The 18,294-nt window shown below is 36.6% G+C and carries 17 protein-coding genes; 13 read left to right on the top strand and 4 right to left on the bottom strand.

What is annotated here, in order from left to right; all coding sequences use genetic code 11:
- Positions 1–169: 169 nt before the first annotated feature.
- Positions 170–712 (bottom strand): endonuclease SmrB, encoded by a 543-nt coding sequence (smrB, locus tag ACYH9I_RS09745; RefSeq protein ID WP_483560545.1) that lies wholly within the window; start codon positions 710–712, stop codon positions 170–172.
- 6 nt (positions 713–718) lie between these two features.
- Positions 719–1,357 carry an endonuclease III gene (gene nth / locus ACYH9I_RS09740; RefSeq protein ID WP_483560544.1) on the bottom strand — a complete coding sequence of 213 codons (639 nt, stop codon included), beginning with the start codon at positions 1,355–1,357 and terminating at the stop codon, positions 719–721.
- Between the two features lie 240 nt (positions 1,358–1,597).
- Between nth and putP the strand changes: the two genes are divergently transcribed.
- From putP to adk, 11 genes are all read left to right on the top strand, one after another.
- The gene (gene putP, locus ACYH9I_RS09735; protein WP_483560560.1) at positions 1,598–3,091 is read left to right on the top strand and encodes a sodium/proline symporter PutP; all 1,494 of its coding nucleotides are present in this window, start codon (positions 1,598–1,600) and stop codon (positions 3,089–3,091) included.
- 50 nt (positions 3,092–3,141) lie between these two features.
- Entirely contained in the window at positions 3,142–4,413 is a 1,272-nt protein-coding gene (gene tyrS, locus ACYH9I_RS09730) for a tyrosine--tRNA ligase (RefSeq protein WP_483560543.1), read from the top strand.
- 4 nt (positions 4,414–4,417) lie between these two features.
- Positions 4,418–5,284: a pyridoxal kinase PdxY gene (gene pdxY, locus ACYH9I_RS09725; protein WP_483560542.1), complete on the top strand. Its 867-nt coding sequence runs from the start codon at positions 4,418–4,420 to the stop codon at positions 5,282–5,284.
- Positions 5,285–5,354: 70 nt separating this feature from the next.
- A complete protein-coding gene (locus ACYH9I_RS09720) occupies positions 5,355–5,795 on the top strand; it encodes a helix-turn-helix domain-containing protein (RefSeq protein WP_483560541.1) in 441 nt (146 codons plus the stop codon).
- Between the two features lie 86 nt (positions 5,796–5,881).
- Complete coding sequence (ispG, locus tag ACYH9I_RS09715; protein ID WP_483560540.1) at positions 5,882–6,991, top strand: flavodoxin-dependent (E)-4-hydroxy-3-methylbut-2-enyl-diphosphate synthase; 1,110 nt, start codon at positions 5,882–5,884, stop codon at positions 6,989–6,991.
- A 24-nt stretch (positions 6,992–7,015) separates the two neighbouring features.
- Positions 7,016–8,293, top strand: coding sequence for a histidine--tRNA ligase (gene hisS / locus ACYH9I_RS09710; protein ID WP_483560539.1), 1,278 nt, complete (start codon positions 7,016–7,018; stop codon positions 8,291–8,293).
- Positions 8,294–8,311: 18 nt separating this feature from the next.
- A complete protein-coding gene (locus ACYH9I_RS09705; protein WP_483560538.1) occupies positions 8,312–9,070 on the top strand; it encodes a YfgM family protein in 759 nt (252 codons plus the stop codon).
- A gap of 25 nt (positions 9,071–9,095) precedes the next feature.
- Positions 9,096–10,268, top strand: coding sequence for an outer membrane protein assembly factor BamB (bamB, locus tag ACYH9I_RS09700; RefSeq protein ID WP_483560537.1), 1,173 nt, complete (start codon positions 9,096–9,098; stop codon positions 10,266–10,268).
- A 32-nt stretch (positions 10,269–10,300) separates the two neighbouring features.
- On the top strand, positions 10,301–11,770 hold the full coding sequence (der, locus tag ACYH9I_RS09695; protein WP_483560536.1) for a ribosome biogenesis GTPase Der: 1,470 nt from the start codon (positions 10,301–10,303) through the stop codon (positions 11,768–11,770).
- A gap of 3 nt (positions 11,771–11,773) precedes the next feature.
- Positions 11,774–12,025, top strand: a complete 252-nt coding sequence (locus tag ACYH9I_RS09690) for a YfgJ family double zinc ribbon protein (RefSeq protein WP_483560535.1) — start codon at positions 11,774–11,776, stop codon at positions 12,023–12,025.
- Positions 12,026–12,063: 38 nt separating this feature from the next.
- Entirely contained in the window at positions 12,064–12,708 is a 645-nt protein-coding gene (adk, locus tag ACYH9I_RS09685; protein ID WP_483560534.1) for an adenylate kinase, read from the top strand.
- Between the two features lie 60 nt (positions 12,709–12,768).
- On the opposite strand, the gene ACYH9I_RS09680 is transcribed toward adk, so the two are convergent.
- A complete protein-coding gene (locus ACYH9I_RS09680) occupies positions 12,769–14,046 on the bottom strand; it encodes a bifunctional O-acetylhomoserine aminocarboxypropyltransferase/cysteine synthase (protein WP_483560533.1) in 1,278 nt (425 codons plus the stop codon).
- A 66-nt stretch (positions 14,047–14,112) separates the two neighbouring features.
- Entirely contained in the window at positions 14,113–14,379 is a 267-nt protein-coding gene (gene ybeD, locus ACYH9I_RS09675) for a DUF493 family protein YbeD (protein WP_085247195.1), read from the bottom strand.
- 192 nt (positions 14,380–14,571) lie between these two features.
- On the opposite strand from ybeD, the gene gss reads away from it, so the two are divergent.
- Both gss and ACYH9I_RS09665 read left to right on the top strand, forming a co-directional pair.
- Entirely contained in the window at positions 14,572–16,446 is a 1,875-nt protein-coding gene (gss, locus tag ACYH9I_RS09670) for a bifunctional glutathionylspermidine amidase/synthase (RefSeq protein ID WP_483560532.1), read from the top strand.
- Between the two features lie 283 nt (positions 16,447–16,729).
- A complete protein-coding gene (locus ACYH9I_RS09665; RefSeq protein ID WP_483560531.1) occupies positions 16,730–18,292 on the top strand; it encodes an SrfA family protein in 1,563 nt (520 codons plus the stop codon).
- The last annotated feature ends 2 nt before the right edge of the window (positions 18,293–18,294 follow it).

Here is an 18,294-nt window from a genome sequence, read left to right as displayed (position 1 = left end):
TGCTTTTATTAATGAGAATAATTATCATTATTGTGTACTTTGTTAGAGCCTAAACAGCTTCTGAAAAAGTATGACATTGCTCACATTGCTTCCAATGTTTGCCAGACTAGCATCGCTAAGCTGGCTTTTTTATTTTTGGATTATTCACAACTATTTTAATTTTCAAGTACTAGCTATTTGCTAATTCATTGTTGATGTCAAATAAAATGAGTAATGCTGCGCTGCCACCAAACTCTTTGGGGGCTTGGTGAAAACAAATGATGTGAGGGTGTTGTGCGAGCCACATTGGTGTTTGTTTTTTTAAGATATTCTTTCCATGCCCATACATAATACATGCGCAATGTGCTCTTTCACGCAAACATGCGGCGATAAGGGCTGCAATCTCTTTTTTAGCCTCTTGCTGAGTGAGTCCATGTAAATCTAAAAAAAACTCTGGCTCATAAAATCCACGGCGTAATTTTTTCACTTCATAGGGATCAGCATTTTCTCGACTATAGCTGATAGGATCTTGTTGCAATAGAGGTTGATAATTATCGGAAAAATAAAACTCAGCATGCGTTTTTTCATGTTGTAGTTTTTGTTTTTCCATTATTTTTTTTGAGCGTTTCATCGGTTTATGAATAACGGTATCTTGTTTTAGCTTTTTGGTATTACCAATACTACTTTTAAACAAGTTTATGTCATCTTGGTCTAAATTAAATTTATTTGGCATTAATTTTCACTCTGGGTAAACTTTTTCTTTAAATTCACACAAATCTTCTATAACACAAGAACCACATCTAGGCTTCCTGGCAATGCAAGTATAACGGCCGTGTAATATTAGCCAATGGTGACAATTTATTTTATATTCTTTTGGTACGACCTTCAGCAATTTTTCTTCAACTGCCTCGACAGTTTTACCTGGTGCAAAACCTGTACGGTTACTTACTCTAAATATATGGGTGTCGACGGCAATGGTTGGCCAACCAAAAGCGGTGTTTAGTATAACATTAGCTGTTTTTCTGCCCACACCTGGTAACTCAATAAGTGAATCGAAATTTTCTGGTACTTCGCCTTGATATTTATCTACTAAAATTTGACATGTTTTTATAATATTTTCAGCTTTACTGTTATAAAGCCCAATGGTACGAATATAACTTTTTAATTGATCAACGCCAAGTGCTAAAATTTGTTGTGCTGTATTGGCTACAGCAAACAGTGGTTTTGTTGCTTTGTTGACACTTACATCTGTTGCTTGAGCAGATAGAACAACAGCAATAAGTAATTCAAATGGCGTTTGGTATACAAGCTCAGTAGTTGGATCTTTAATATGATCTTTTAGCCTGTCTAAAATTTGAATTCGAGTTGATTGTTTCACAAAATAATTAATATCCCAAAATAGTTTGTTTGGTATTATATACTGTATTTGTAGTTTATCTGTAAGTTAAATTTAGTTGTTATAGACGTTTTAGTTTTGGCTATTAACGATATATGTAGATTGTAATTTTACAAAATAACTAATTTTTATTCACTCAAATACATAAATCGTCTGCTTTTTAGCATGGGCTTTTTGTGATAAGCTAGCCCACTATTTTAATTTCATAATACAAGGTTTGTTATAAAAATGTCGTTACCAATGATTGTTACCTTTGCTGTGTACATTTTAGGGATGATTGCGATCGGTTTTTTTGCGTTTCGTGCAACGCAAAACTTTGGTGATTATATTCTAGGTGGACGCCGTATTGGTAGTGTTGTCACAGCACTTTCAGCAGGTGCTTCGGACATGAGTGGTTGGTTATTAATGGGGCTTCCTGGTGCGGTTTTTTTGTTTGGTATATCACAAAGCTGGATTGCCATTGGTTTGATAATTGGCGCGTATCTCAATTGGTTACTGATTGCTGGAAGGTTGCGTGTTTTTACCGAAATCAACCATAATTCTTTAACATTACCCGATTATTTTGCTCGTCGATTTGATGATAAAAGTTCTTTACTTCGCATTATTTCTGCGGTGATTATTCTTATCTTTTTTACTATTTATTGTGCGTCCGGTGTGGTTGCTGGCGCAAAATTATTCGAAAGTACATTTGGTATGAGTTATGGTTGGGCGATGTTAGCAGGTGCTGGTGCAACAATTGCTTATACTTTTATTGGTGGCTTTTTAGCTGTAAGTTGGACTGATACTATTCAAGCAAGTTTAATGATGTTTGCACTTATTTTAACACCCACTATGGTTATGGTGAATGCTGGAGGTTTTTCTGATGCGATGACATATATTGAATCGCTTAATCCTAATTACACCAACTTATTTGCTCACATGGATTTTATCGCTATTATTTCATTGTTAGGTTGGGGACTTGGTTATTTTGGTCAACCACATATTTTAGCCAGATTTATGGCGGCTGATTCACATGAAGTTATGAAAAATGCACGTCGAATTAGTATGACTTGGATGGTTTTATGTTTAGCCGGAGCCATTACGGTTGGCTTTTTTGGTATTGCTTTTTTTTCCAATCATCCAGAATTTGTCTATTTGGTTAATAATGGCAAACATGAACGCATTTTTATTGAGCTTTCAAAGTTATTATTTAATCCTTGGATTGCAGGTGTATTGCTTGCAGCTATATTAGCAGCGGTAATGAGCACATTAAGTTGCCAACTATTAGTCTGTTCAAGCGCTATAACGGAAGATTTCTACCGCGCCTTTTTTAGACCAAAAGCAAAGCAAAAAGAACTTGTTTGGGTTGGGCGTATAATGGTGTTATTAGTTTCAGTTATTGCGATTTTATTAGCCATTAATCCAAATAACAGCGTACTTGATTTGGTCAGCCATGCTTGGGCTGGATTTGGTGCAGCATTTGGTCCAATTATTGTTTTTTCTGTATTTTGGTCACGCATGACACGTAATGGCGCATTAGCTGGTATGATAATTGGTGCAGTAACCGTATTGCTTTGGATTAATTTTAATTGGTTTAATCTATACTCTCTTATTCCTGGTTTTTTATTTGCTTCAATTGCGATTGTCGTGTTTAGCTTATGCGATAAAAAACCTAATGAAATAGTAGAAGATCATTTTAAACAAGCGTATAAACGTTATCATAATAAAACAGTATAAATTTCATTAAAGTAGAATATAAACGTAATAAATTTTAATAGGTAAAATATATGACAAAAAATGTGATCAAACAACTGCAAGAGCGTGGACTGATTGCGCAGCTTACTGATGAAAAAGCACTAATAGAACAAATTGAACAAAATCCTATTGCGCTTTATTGTGGTTTTGATCCAACAGCCGATAGCTTACATCTTGGGCATTTGGTACCGTTGCTTTGTTTAAAGCGTTTTCAATTAGCTGGACATAAACCTGTAGCTTTAGTCGGTGGAGCAACAGGATTAATTGGTGATCCAAGTTTTAAAGCCGTTGAGCGAAAACTCAATACTGAAGAGACAGTTGTTGAGTGGAGTGAAAAAATTAAACAACAAGTTTCACCATTTTTAGATTTTAATTGTGGTGAAAATGCGGCAATTGTTGCTAATAACTACGATTGGTTTAGTGGTATGAATGTGCTGACGTTTTTACGTGATGTTGGTAAGTATTTTTCAGTTAATTCCATGATCAACAAAGAGTCAGTAAAACAGCGTATTGATCGTGATGAAGTGGGTATCTCATTTACTGAGTTTTCTTATAGTCTATTACAGTCGTATGATTTTGCTTGTTTAAATAAATCGCATGATGTTGTTTTACAAATAGGTGGATCTGATCAGTGGGGAAATATTACCGCGGGTATAGATTTGACGCGTCGATTACATCAAAAACAGGTTTATGGTCTAACCGTGCCATTAATCACTAAATCAGATGGGACTAAATTTGGTAAAACTGAAAGTGGTGCCGTATGGCTTGATCCTAAAAAGACAAGTCCGTATAAATTTTATCAATTCTGGATTAATACTGCAGATGCGGATGTTTATCGATTCTTAAAATTCTTTACATTTATGCCGTTAAGTGAAATTGACGCATTGGAAGAAGAAGATAAAAATAGTGGTGTTGCACCAAGAGCTCAATATGTACTTGCAGAACAAGTTACTCGTCTAGTTCATGGTGAAGATGGACTCATTGCAGCAAAACGTATTACAGAAAGCTTATTTTCTGGTAAGTTAACGGATTTATCTGAGGCAGATTTTGAGCAGTTAGCCCAAGATGGTATGCCGACGTTAGTTGTTGAAAGTGACGTTGATTTACAACAAGCAATCGTTAATGCGCAGTTTGCACCGTCAAGAGGTCAAGCAAGAACGATGATTGAATCCAATGCCATTTCAGTTAATGGTGAGCGAAACACGACAACAGATTACCGTTTTGCTGATAGAGATAAACTTTTTAATCGTTATACTTTACTTCGTCGTGGTAAAAAATATTACTGTCTGCTAATTTGGAATTAATTTTATGAAAAATATTTTATCGATTCAGTCACATGTAGTCTTTGGTCATGCTGGAAATAGCGCAGCAGAATTTCCTATGCGTCGATTAGGTGTAAATGTTTGGCCTTTAAACACTGTACAATTTTCTAATCATACTCAATATCGTCAATGGACTGGAACGGTAATGTCTGCATCTCATTTAACTGAGATTGTTGATGGAATCAATGAAATTGATGAATTGAAGCGTTGTGATGCGGTATTAAGTGGCTATATGGGATCACCGGAACAAGGTAATGCCATTATCGAGATTGTTAAAAAGGTAAAAGCCGTTAATCCAAATGCGATTTATCTTTGTGATCCGGTAATGGGACATCCTGAAAAAGGTTGTTTTGTTGCACCAGGTGTCTCAGACGTTTTATGTAATACCGCTTTACCAATGGCAGATATGATGGCACCTAACATTTTAGAACTTGAAGAGCTTAATGGTAAACAACGTATTAATAATGTTGCCGAAGCTATATTAGCTTGTCGGGAATTATGTAAAAAAGGTCCGCAAACTATTTTAGTTAAACATTTAAGCCGTGCTGGATATAAAAAAGATCGTTTTGAAATGTTGCTTGTGACTAAAGACGAAGCATGGCATATTGACCGACCTCTCGTTGATTTTGGTGTAAGGCAGCCGGTTGGTGTTGGTGATATGACAAGTGGACTATTTTTAACAAATATTTTACTTGGAAAACCATTGGTTGAGGCCTTTGAACATACTACTTCAGCCGTATATGCTGTGATGCTTGAAACCTTAAAGCAAGATGAATATGAGCTACAATTAGTTGCTGCTCAGAATGAAATAGAAAAGCCTACACAGTGGTTTAATGCGAAAAAAATTGATTAATTATTAAAATGTGTAAAAATATGTAAAGATAAAATTAACTAACGATTAGCATTGAGTTTATGAGGGGATAATGGACGATATTTCATTAGGAGTAATGCTCGCGGGTTTGCGAGAACAAATGGGATTAACTCAAGATGATATTGCCAATAAAATTCATGTGCGAAAAACGGTGATTGATTATATTGAAAAGGACCAATTGCCTCATGCCCCTCTTGTTTTTGTCAAAGGTTATATTCGTTCTTATGCAGAAATTGTTGGCTTATCAGTAGATCAGTATCAGCCTTATCTCGATCAATTAACCAAACAATCTAAGTCCCAACAAAAAAAAATTCAAACGCAAACGTTTGTAACGAGAAAAACAAGAAAGGCTCCTTTTATCTTTATTGGTATATTTATTCTTCTTGGTGCACTTGGTATAACTTTATATTATATTAATAAAGACAATAAAAACCATTTTGTTGAAGTAAGTCATTATATTTCACCATCTCCTTCCAATCATGTTAATAGTTAGCAAATTTTCTTATTCTCATACAGACATTTGCTTTAAATCTTGTTAAGATTGCCAGCTAGTTATTTTGTTATATAATCAGGCATGTTATGAGTCATCAAGATTCACCTATTATTAGACGAGAATCTACTCGAATTTATGTTGGCAAAGTGCCCATCGGTGGAGGAGCGCCTATTGCTGTCCAATCGATGACAAATACTCGTACTACAGATGTAGAAAAAACGGTAGCTCAAATTCAAGCACTTGAACGTGTTGGCGTGGATATTGTGCGTGTTTCTATTCCAACAATGGATGCGGCCGAAGCGTTTAAATTAATTAAACAGCAAGCCAAAGTACCACTCATTGCTGATATTCATTTTGATTATCGTATTGCTTTAAAAGTGGCTGAATATGGGGTTGATTGTTTAAGAATTAATCCTGGCAATATAGGTAATGAATCAAGGATCCGTGCGGTTGTTGATTGTGCCAAAGATAGAAATATTCCAATACGCATTGGTGTTAACTCAGGATCACTTGAAAAAGATATCCAAGAAAAATATGGTGAACCGACACCACAAGCGATTGTCGAATCAGCTATGCGCCATGTTGACATACTTGATCGGCTTGATTTTGATCAATTTAAAGTTAGTGTTAAAGCCTCAGATGTGTTTACTGCAGTTGAAGCTTATCGATTGTTAGCTAAACAAATTAAGCAGCCATTGCACTTAGGCATAACTGAGGCTGGTGGCGTGCGGAGTGGTGCGATTAAATCGGCAATTGGGTTAGGTTTATTGTTATCAGAAGGTATTGGCGATACACTTCGAGTATCTTTAGCTGCTGACCCAACTGAAGAAGTGAAAGTTGGATTTGATATTTTAAAATCGTTACGTATACGGTCTCGTGGTATTAACTTTATTGCGTGCCCAACCTGCTCCCGTCAAGAGTTTGATGTCATTAATACTGTCAATACGCTAGAACAGCGGTTAGAAGATATTATCACACCAATGGATGTGTCTATTATTGGGTGTGTCGTTAACGGCCCTGGTGAGGCGTTAGCTTCAACCATGGGTGTTGCTGGTGGTCATAATAAAAGCGGTTTTTATGAAGATGGTGTTCGCATTGGCCGTATTGATAATGAACAAATGATTGATGAACTAGAAACTAAAATTCGTGCTAAAGCATTAGTCTTGAAAAACAGAATTGCAGCAACTGAATTATAATTTTATTAAATAGCGAATAAATAAATGACAGAGAAAAAAATCCAATCTATACGAGGGATGAATGATTTACTCCCAACAGACAGTGCAAGTTGGCAACAGATCGAAAAAATTGTCAAAGGTGTTTTAAACAGCTATGGCTATAACGAAATTAGAACGCCAATTGTTGAAGATACTGCGCTATTTAAACGAGCTGTTGGTGAAGTCACCGATATTGTTGAAAAAGAGATGTATACTTTCAACGATCGTAATGACGAAAGTATTACCCTACGCCCAGAAATTACTGCCGGTTGTGTTCGTGCTGGCATTGAACATGGTCTTTTTTACAATCAAGAACAGCGCCTTTGGTACTTAGGGCCCGCTTTTCGCTATGAAAAACCACAAAAAGGGCGTTATCGTCAATTCCATCAATTTGGTGTTGAAGTTTTTGGACTTGAAGGGCCAAATATTGATGCTGAACTTATCCTTTTAACTGCACGTTTTTGGAAAGCTTTAGGTATTGAAAAGCATACTTCTTTAGAACTCAACTCTATTGGTTCACTAGAAGCAAGAGCTAATTATCGAAATGCTTTAGTTGCTTTTCTTGAGCAACATAAAGATAAATTGGATGAAGACTGCTTGCGTAGAATGTATACTAATCCATTACGTGTTCTTGATTCAAAAAATCCAGTTGTACAAGAGCTACTTAATCGGGCACCAAAATTGTTTGATTATTTAGATGAAGAATCTAAACAACATTTTGAAGGTTTATGCCGTTTATTGGATAATGCTGGAATAAAATATAATATTAATCAAAGATTAGTCCGTGGTTTAGATTACTATAATCGTACGGTTTTTGAATGGGTAACCAGTAGTTTAGGTGCGCAGGGTACCGTGTGTGGTGGTGGTCGTTATGATGGGTTAGTTAGTCAACTGGGTGGACAACCAACCCCAGCAGTTGGTTTTGCAATGGGTGTTGAGCGTTTAGTTTTATTGGTTCAAGCAGTTAATCCATCTATAAATTGTGATAATTCGATAGATGTTTATATGATTTCATCTGGCGATGAAAAGACCATTTCAGCTGCACAAAATATTGCAGAGCAGTTACGAGATGGTTTACCTAACTGGAGAATCATGACAAATTACGGTAGTAGCAATTTTAAGAAACAATTTACCAAGGCTGATAAATTAGGTGCTAAAATAGCTGTCATTATTGGTGAAAATGAACTAGCTAATCAGTCTGTAACGATTAAAAATTTACAAACAGGCGAACAAGTTGAAGTTGCACAAAAAGAAGTCGTCCAAACTTGTTTGTCGATAAAGTAAAAGAAATAGGAGAAAAACGTGAGTTATCAGTTATCGAGTGAAGAACAACTTGAAGAGATAAAAGGCTTTTTTGCTAAAACATGGAAAATTATGGTTGCGGTCCTTGTGATTGGATTATTGGCTTTTTATGGCTGGCGTTATTGGCAATCATATAAAGCTGAAAAGGCGATAGAATATTCAGATAAGTATGAACAACTAATTGCTCAATTAGATAATACTAAAACAGATTCTGTTAATGAACTCGTCTCTTTTGCTAAAGACAACGACACAATTTACGGTGTATTTGCTAATTTACGTGCGGCTAAATTTTATGTTGAAGCCTTAAAAGACTACTCTGGTGCACAAGTATTATTGGTTGATGCATTAAAGAAAACCAGCTCAGAACCAATTAAAACAATTATTAATATTCGTATTGCACGTTTACAGTATCAACAAGGTCAATATCAAGAAAGCTTAACAACACTAAATCATGTTGCTAATGAAAATTGGAGCGCAGTAATTAATGATCTCCGTGGCGATATATTGGTTAAAATGACGCGTTATGTTGAAGCGATTGATGCTTATAACGTGGCTTTAACTTCTTCCCCAACTCAAGATTTAGAAGAAAGCATTAAAATGAAGCTGAATCAAGCTGAATATTTAAAAGCAAAGCAACAAGCAGAACAAGAAGCCCAAGCAACCAAAGAAAAGGCAGAACAAGAAGTTCAAGCAGCTAAACAAAAAGCCGATCAAGAGGCGAAAGCAAAACAAGCTGAAACAGAAGGAAGTAACAATTAATTTATCCTGCTATAAGGGTTATACTATGAAGTTATCAAAATATCTTTTTACTGGTGTTTTTATGTTTTCACTTGCCGGGTGTTCTTTATTCGGCGGGGAAGAAGAAATAGTTCAAGTTTCCCCGTCCCCAACGGTAAACAACCAATTTCCTATTCAACAAGTGTGGCGAAATAGCACTGCAGGCAATACTCATATCTATTCATTATTAGGTCCGATTAATTATGATAATGCTATTTATGCAGCAAGTCGTAGTGGCCAAGTTAAAGCCATTGATTTATCGAGTGGTAACACATTGTGGGATGTAAACTTATCACAAAGTACACTTTTTAGCAGTAAAACAGCACTATTTTCTGGTGGTGTAAGTGCTGATGATAAATATGTCTATGTGGGCAGTGAGCGTGCTGTTGTGTATGCATTAGATCGTCATGACGGTAAAACAGTGTGGGAAAAAACAGTAAAAGGCGAGGTGCTTGCTCGACCTGTACCATCTGAAGACAAATTAATCATCCATACTGCAAGTGGTATTCTTCAAGGTCTTAATCGTGATACAGGCGACAATTTGTGGGATGTAGCCTTCGAAGTTCCCGCACTGTCGCTAAGAGGCAACTCTACACCGACTATCGCTCATGGTGCAGCTATTGTTGGCGATGATAATGGTCGAGTAAATGCTTACTACATTAATGACGGTCAATTAATTTGGCAACAACGTATTTCACAACCATCGGGCTCTACTGAAATTGCAAAATTAAATGATGTTGATTCTACACCTGTAGTTGAAGGTAATTTAGTTTATTCCGTTGGTTATAATGGCAGCGTCGTTGCGCTTAATTTAAGTAACGGTCAACCAGTTTGGCATAAAGAGCTTGGCTCTATTCATAGCTTTGCTGTTGATACTAATCGATTATTTGTTATTGACCAAAACGACAACGTTCAAGCTATTGCTAAGAATGGTGGCAGTGAACTTTGGACACAATCAAACTTTGCGCATCGTCAGTTAACCGATCCTGTTATTTATCAAGGTTATGTTGTGTTTGGTGATTTTGAAGGTTACTTATATTGGTTAAATGCTGAAAATGGTGAACTTGTAGCAAAAACACAAGTGAGTAGTAGTGGATTAATATCTAAACCATTAGTAGTAGACAATAAAATTATTGTTCAAGCTAAAAATGGTGATATTTACGCTTTTACAAAAAATTAATATACAAAATTATAGTAAGTTAGAGAAGAAACATGGTACCTGTTGTAGCACTTGTTGGTCGTCCAAATGTTGGGAAGTCGACTTTATTTAATCGGTTAACGCGAACCCGAGATGCATTAGTGGCGGACTTTCCTGGATTGACGCGTGATCGCAAGTATGGACGTGCAGAAATCAAGGGCCATGAGTATATTTTGATTGATACTGGCGGTATTGATGGTACTGAAGATGGCGTTGAGAGCTTTATGGCAGAGCAATCCCTACAAGCCATAGAAGAGGCCGATATTGTTCTTTTCTTAGTTGATGCCAGAGCAGGAGCAATGCCAGCTGATCATGCTATCGCCAAGCACTTACGTTCTCGCCAAAAAGCCACTTTTTTAGTTGCTAACAAAATTGATGGTATCGATGCTGATAGTGCGATTTCTGATTTTTATGGTTTAGGATTAGGCGAAATTTACCCCATTGCAGCCAGTCATGGTCGAGGTGTAAGCTCATTAATTGAAACTGTATTAGATCCTATTTTTCAGTTTGATGATGAACAAAATAGCGATTTTGATGGCGAGGAACAATCTAACGACTTATCTCAATGTTATGATGATTCCGAGGTTGATGATACAGAATCATTAATCAATCAGCCTATCAAAGTAGCTATAGTTGGACGCCCAAATGTAGGTAAGTCCACACTAACTAATCGTATTTTAGGGGAAGATCGCGTTGTTGTATATGATATGCCTGGTACAACGCGCGATAGTATCTACATACCGATGACACGGGATGAGCGTGAATATATTCTGATTGATACCGCTGGTGTGCGTAAACGTGGAAAGGTCACCGAAACGGTTGAAAAATTCTCCGTTATCAAAACGTTACAAGCAATTGAAGATGCCAATGTGGTTATCTTAGTTATTGATGCTAGAGAGGGAGTTTCGGACCAAGACTTATCGTTACTTGGTTTTATTATAAATAGTGGACGCTCACTTGTTATTGCGGTTAATAAATGGGATGGTTTGTCACAAGATATCAAAGAACGAGTTAAAACGACACTAGATGATAGGTTAGACTTTATTGATTTTGCGCGAGTACACTTTATCTCTGCACTTCATGGTAGTGGTGTTGGTAACTTATTTGACTCCATTCAAGAAGCGTATGATTGTGCAACACGTCGTGTTAATACGGCATTATTAACTAAGATTATGCAAATGGCACAAGATGACCATCAGCCGCCTTTGGTGCGTGGGCGTCGTGTTAAATTAAAATATGCACATGCCGGGGGTTATAATCCACCCATTGTCGTTATTCATGGTAATCAAGTTGAAGATTTACCAGATTCCTATAAGCGTTACTTGATGAACTATTTTAGACGTTCGCTAAAAATTATGGGCTCACCAATTCGAATTCAATTTAAAGAAGGGGCTAACCCATTTGAAGGACGAAAAAATAGTTTAACCGCATCGCAACAGAGGAAACGACGCCGATTGATGAAACATGTTAGAGGACGAAAATAGTTTATGTCAAAACCGAAGACACTTGAACTGGGGCAAGAAGGCATTTGCCCACAATGCCATCATCAAATGCGAATTGTTTCACCACAACATTGTGAATGCGATCAGTGTCAGCAGCGTTATCTTGAACAATATATTTGCCCAATTTGTCAGCAACATGCTCAAATGATTAAAGGATGTGGGGCTATTAATTATATTTGTCATACTGATGGTTTGATTTCCAGCAGTAAGGTGATATTTCATTATTTACCAGAATAGAAGACTTTATCTATATTCAAGCCATAAGAGGTTATTTTATGCGAATTATTTTATTAGGTGCACCGGGAGCGGGAAAGGGAACTCAAGCACAATTTATTATGCAAAAATATGGGATCCCTCAAATTTCAACTGGTGATATGTTACGTGCAGCAGTAAAAGCGGGTACAGCGCTTGGTTTGCAAGCAAAAGAATTAATGGATGCGGGTAAATTGGTTACTGATGAACTTGTTATTGCATTAGTGAAAGAGCGTATTGCGCAAAGCGATTGTGCTAATGGCTTTTTATTAGATGGTTTTCCTCGAACTGTTCCTCAGGCTGATGCTATGAAAGCTGCTGGTATTGATGTCGACTATGTGCTTGAATTTGATGTACCTGATGCAGTGATTATTGACCGCATGAGCGGACGTCGCATTCATGCTCCTTCAGGCCGTGTTTATCATATCCGTCATAATCCACCGAAAGTTGAAAATGTGGATGATGTGACAGGTGAACCATTAACCACTCGTAAAGATGATAGTGAAGATATTGTGCGTAAACGCCTTGTCGAATATCACGATTTAACTAAACCACTGATAAATTATTATCAGCATGAAGCAAAAGAAGGGCGTACACACTATTTCCGTGTAGATGGGACCCAGCCTGTTGCTGAAGTAACAAAAGAATTAGCTAAAATTTTAGGATAATTGATTATCAAGTTAAATAGCAAGATATTTAAATCTATCTTGCTTTTTCTGTTAGTTATATTATTGAGTCGCTTTAAGGGCTTGTTCTAGGTCTGCGATAATATCGTCAATATGTTCAATGCCAATTGATAAACGAATCATTTCTTGGCTGACTCCCGCTTTTTTCAGTTCTTCATCATTAAGTTGACGGTGTGTTGTTGATGCCGGATGACAAGCTAATGATCGTGTATCTCCAATATTCACCAAGCGAATAATCAGCTTTAAAGCGTCAATAAATTTTGCTCCTGCTTGTTTACCACCCTTTATACCAAATGATAAAATTCCTGCAGGTAAACCATTATCCATCTGTTTTACTGCTAAGTGATGTTCTGGATGACTATCAAGACCTGCGTAATTCACCCAGCTAACTTGTGGATGAGATTCTAGGTATTTGGCAACTTTAAGTGTATTTTGGCAGTGTCGCTCTATTCGTAAAGATAACGTTTCGAGACCTTGTAACAATAAAAAAGCATTGAATGGTGATAATGCTGCACCCATGTTTCGTAGTGGAATGACACGACATCGAGCAATATAGGCAGCGTCGCCAAATGTTTCAGTATATGAAACACCATGATAAGATGGATCAGGTTGATTTAACATTGGATATTTGTCAGCATACTTTTTCCATGGAAATTTACCTGAGTCAACAATCATTCCACCTAAGCTATTACCATGCCCACCAATGTATTTAGTTAAAGAATGAACTACAATATCGGCACCAAATTCAAATGGACGGCAAAGCGCAGGGCTTGCAACAGTATTATCAACAATTAAAGGGATGCCATGACGATGTGCAATAGTTGCGAGTGCTGTTAAATCAACAATATTGCCAGCAGGGTTACCAATACTTTCACAATATATTGCTTTAGTTTTATCATCAATTTGTTTTTCAATTGCTTCAAGATCATCATGTGGAGCAAATTTTGTTGTAATACCAAAATTTGGTAAAGTGTGAGCAAGTAAATTATAAGTACCGCCATATAATTTTGACACCGAAACAATATTTTCACCACTAAAAGTAATGGCTTGAATAGCATAAGTGATGGCTGCCATGCCTGATGCTACAGACAATGCGCCAATACCGCCTTCAAGTGTAGCGACACGAGTTTCAAGTACGGCATTAGTTGGATTAGTAATTCGTGTATAAATATTACCTGCTACTTTTAAATCGAATAGATCGGCGCCATGCTGAGTATCATCAAAGGCGTAAGAAGTTGTTTGATAAATTGGTACAGCGACTGAGTGAGTTGTTGGTTCAGGATTATAGCCTGCGTGGAGAACAGCTGTTTCTGGTTTCATATTAGAGCCTCTTAATTATAACAATAAGGCTCTATTTTGTGCAAAAAATATCAAAAAAGTAAAGTATTATAAAACCATTCTTACAATATCGATTTCGCCCAATTCTTTATAAAGGTTCTCGATTTGATCAATATGGGTAGCATTGATTGTAATTGAAACCGAATGATAATTACCTTTGCTACTCGGTTTGATTGATGGTGTATAATCACCCGGAGCGTGCCGCTGGATGACGGATACAACTTTGTCGACAAGTTCAGGCTTGGCTTCCCCCATGACTTTATAGGTAAAAGAACATGGGAACTCTAATAATTCATTTAATTTTGTTGGTTGCATAATCTTAATTTTCTCAGTTACTGGTTCAATATATCGGTATCAAGAATGATTAATATATATAGGCGGTTTAGCATTCTTCAAGTAACGAATAATAAACATCGCTTTTTTAAGTATATATTTTGATCTATGATAAGGAAATTCTAATATAGTGAAATAAACGTATCTTGCTATTTACCAATAAGGCTAAACATCATGTCATCTAATTCCAACCATAAAGAACCTTTCGGCACATTATTAGGTTATGCACCAGGCGGCGTTGCTATTTATTCATCTGATTATGAAACTTTGGATAAAAAACAATATCCAAATGATGCATCATTCCGTAGCTATTGTGGATATGAGTATATGGGATATAAATGGCAATGTGTTGAATTTGCAAGGCGATTTTTATTTTTAAATTATGGGATCGTATTTACTGATGTAGGAATGGCGCATGAAATTTTTTCGCTACGCTTTTTAAGACAAGTAGTTAACGAGGCTATTTTACCTTTGCAAGCATTTGCCAATGGCAGCAAAAAAATGCCAGAAGCAGGCTCTTTATTGATATGGGATGATGGTGGTGTATTTGATAGAACGGGTCATGTTGCGGTTATCACTGAAGTATTTGAAGACAAAGTACGGGTTGCAGAACAAAATGTCATCCATACACGATTACCTATTGGACAGCAATGGACGCGTGAACTTCAGATGTCCGTAACGAATGAAGGTTACCAATTACATGATACGTTTGATGATACTAAGATCTTAGGATGGATGATCCAAACTGATGATACAGAACACAGCTTGCCACAACCGACAGTTCCTAATCCATTATTGACTATTCATAGTGCTCACCTTAAAAATGAAGGGCAATTTGACAAAAAATGGCTCAATGAGTTAAATCCATTAGAAAATGCCTATGTATTAGCTGCAGGTCATGCCATTAGCCATGATGATCATTATCGCTATTTCACGATTTCGGAAAGTGCTGAACAAGAATTAATTCGAGCCACTAATGAGTTACATCTAATGTATTTGCATGCGACTGACAAGGTTTTAAAAAATAATGATCTACTAAGGAACTTCAATATTCCCGAAATACTGTGGCCAAGGTTAAGACTTTCATGGCATCAACGGCGTTACCAAATGATAACAGGGCGATTAGATTTTTGTATGGATGAACGTGGCTTAAAAGTGTATGAATATAACGCTGATTCAGCCTCGTGTCATACCGAAGCGGGAGAGATTTTACAAAAATGGGCGGATCAAGCTGGGTTAAATATAGGTATTAATCCTAGCTGTGGTTTACTCAATTCTTTAGCTGACTGTTGGCGGCATAGTGATGCTCAACCTTTTGTTCATATCATGCAAGATAATGATAGTGAAGAAAATTATCATGCATTATTTATGCAAACAGCCCTTACTCAAGCAGGGTTTGACAGTAAAATTTTGAGGGGACTCAATGGGCTAAAATGGGATAAACGAGGTCAACTAGTGGATGATGAAGATCGCCAAGTTACTTGCGTTTGGAAAACATGGGCTTGGGAAACTGTATTAGAGCAACTTCGTGAAGAAAGCGAGGCGCAAATTGCCGGCTTGCCGATCCGTACTTGGCATCCAGACAATACGGTCAGGTTAATTGATGTATTATTGCGACCAGAAGTATCGGTTTTTGAGCCATTATGGACGGTGATCCCAAGTAATAAAGCCATTTTGCCAGTATTATGGTCATTGTTTCCAAATCATCGCTATTTATTAGAATCATCGTTCGAACTTAATGAAAGCCTAATTAAAAAAGGTTATGCCGTAAAACCAATAGCAGGACGTCGTGGAAGTGATATTGAATTAGTAAGTAATCAAGAACAGATCCTTGATAAAACCGTTGGACGTTTTGCTAAGCAAGAAAATATTTATCAAGAATTATGGTGCTTGCCAAAAGTCGAAGATCGCTATCTACAGTTATGTACTTTTACAGTTGGTGGTCATTATGGTGGTACTTGTTTACGTTCAGATCCTACATTAGTGATAAAAGGCGAAAGCGATATGCAACCATTACGCGTATTAACAGATCAAGATTTTTTAAAATAATTTTTTGAAAACTTTCAGGAAAGTATGTGTTTTAGTATAAATTTATAACAGGATAGCAGAGTCATAATTAACTTGAAAAGTTTTATAAAACAGATTGTTATATATTTTTATTTATAGTTTATATAAATCGTTTTATTTATAGTGACACTTATCAAAAATATGACTAAAAATTTATAATATCCATAATGATATCAATTACAATAATAGTGTTTTCTGTTAAACTTATTTTTGTTGTGTACAAATTCTAAGAAATAAAGTGATAGGAAGAAATAGAAAGGAACATATGGCAAATACATTACTTCGAAGTGGTGATATCAAAGATTTCAAAGTGTTGGGGCATGATGGTAAAGCTGCCTACTTAGTTGCTACTCAAATCCGTGAAATGTTTAGAGTAAAATTAGGAAAACAATATGCCGATTATTTAGCCATTCCTCAACGCAATGATCAGGGCAATATTATTGATTGGTATATTCCTTTTGATTCAAATCAGCCTGATGGGCAGTATGATATTATTCCTTGGACTTCAGCTAGTGAATCTGAGCAACAGTCAGCGCTGGCTTTACTGAAAGAATTTGAACATAAAGTGATGAGTTTCGGCAAACAGCTAGCCAGTAATCCTAATTTAGAAGGTGATCAACTGCTTTTTAGCCGTCTCATTTATGATCCAAAAAATAATGTTGATAGTGCCGAACCTAATTTGATGGCAATACGTTTTCCAAGTAATCAATTTGTTTATATTGTTAACGGTAAACCGGTGATTACTTTCTGGGGATTTGTGTATCCGCACACCTCTCAGAGTAATTCTCCATTCTATAGTTTAGAGCCGGTAGCAAAAGTTTCACAAGCAGCAACGATTACTTCCGTGCAAACTCCTATCGATAATAGACCATGGTGGAAACGTTGGTGGGTATGGTTGCTAGGGTTATTGCCGTTATTGTTGCTTTTGTTAGCCTTATTTTTGCTACGTGGTTGTTGGTTAAAACCTGAGATATCGATTAATCCGAATGTATCTTTAGATAATAACAATATTAGTCAACCTGAAAAGGATGACAAGCAGGATAAAAAAGCGACAGAACCAGAATTAAAAACTGAGCCAAGAGGTGTGGTTGTTGATAATCGGTTGGGTGTCATGGGTAACGCCATACCAAATGGTACCATTTTAGACAATACAACCAATACTCCGACTAATCTCGATCTAGCAAGTGATTCGGTTGATCATTCTGTAGCACCAGATAATGCAAATGAGGGGAATAATTCTTCAAATCCAGATGCTCAAGATAATAAAAACGATCAAGTGACTCCGCCTGATACTGGTAATACAGATGATAAATCAACGCCTACCGATCCTGGTAAAAAAGATGACACAGAAGCTCAAAATGGACAAAATGGGCAAGATAAAAATAGCGCCAACCAAACTCCTTCACCATCAGATAAAGATAATAAAGCGAATTCTAACGCTGCGGTTGATCAAACAAATAATTTAGCTTTACCAGCAGATGCAATCAAGCAAGGATCCACAAAATTCTTAGATGGTCAATGGTCTGCCAATGGCGGTATTCAAGATAAAGCCACAGGTAAACCGTTGCAATTAAGTTATAACTTTAAAGATGGTAATGGCGAAGTCACTATAACGCGTAGCGATGGTGTGAAATGTACGGGTAATGTTGGCACTGATATTAAAAATGCTAATCTAGGTATAGCAGGTAATACAGAGGCTGTTTGTAGTGATAACACCAAATATCAATTGCCAAAAATTCAATGTACACCAGGCAAAGATAATAAAGCTGATTGCCAAGGAATTTATAATAATGGGACTTCATTCCCGATAACGATGAAAAAACAATAAAG

This window comes from Gilliamella sp. X-23, assembly GCF_057063545.1.
The sequence above is the reverse complement of the archived record's forward strand: the minus strand, read 5'-3'. Positions and strand labels throughout refer to the sequence as shown.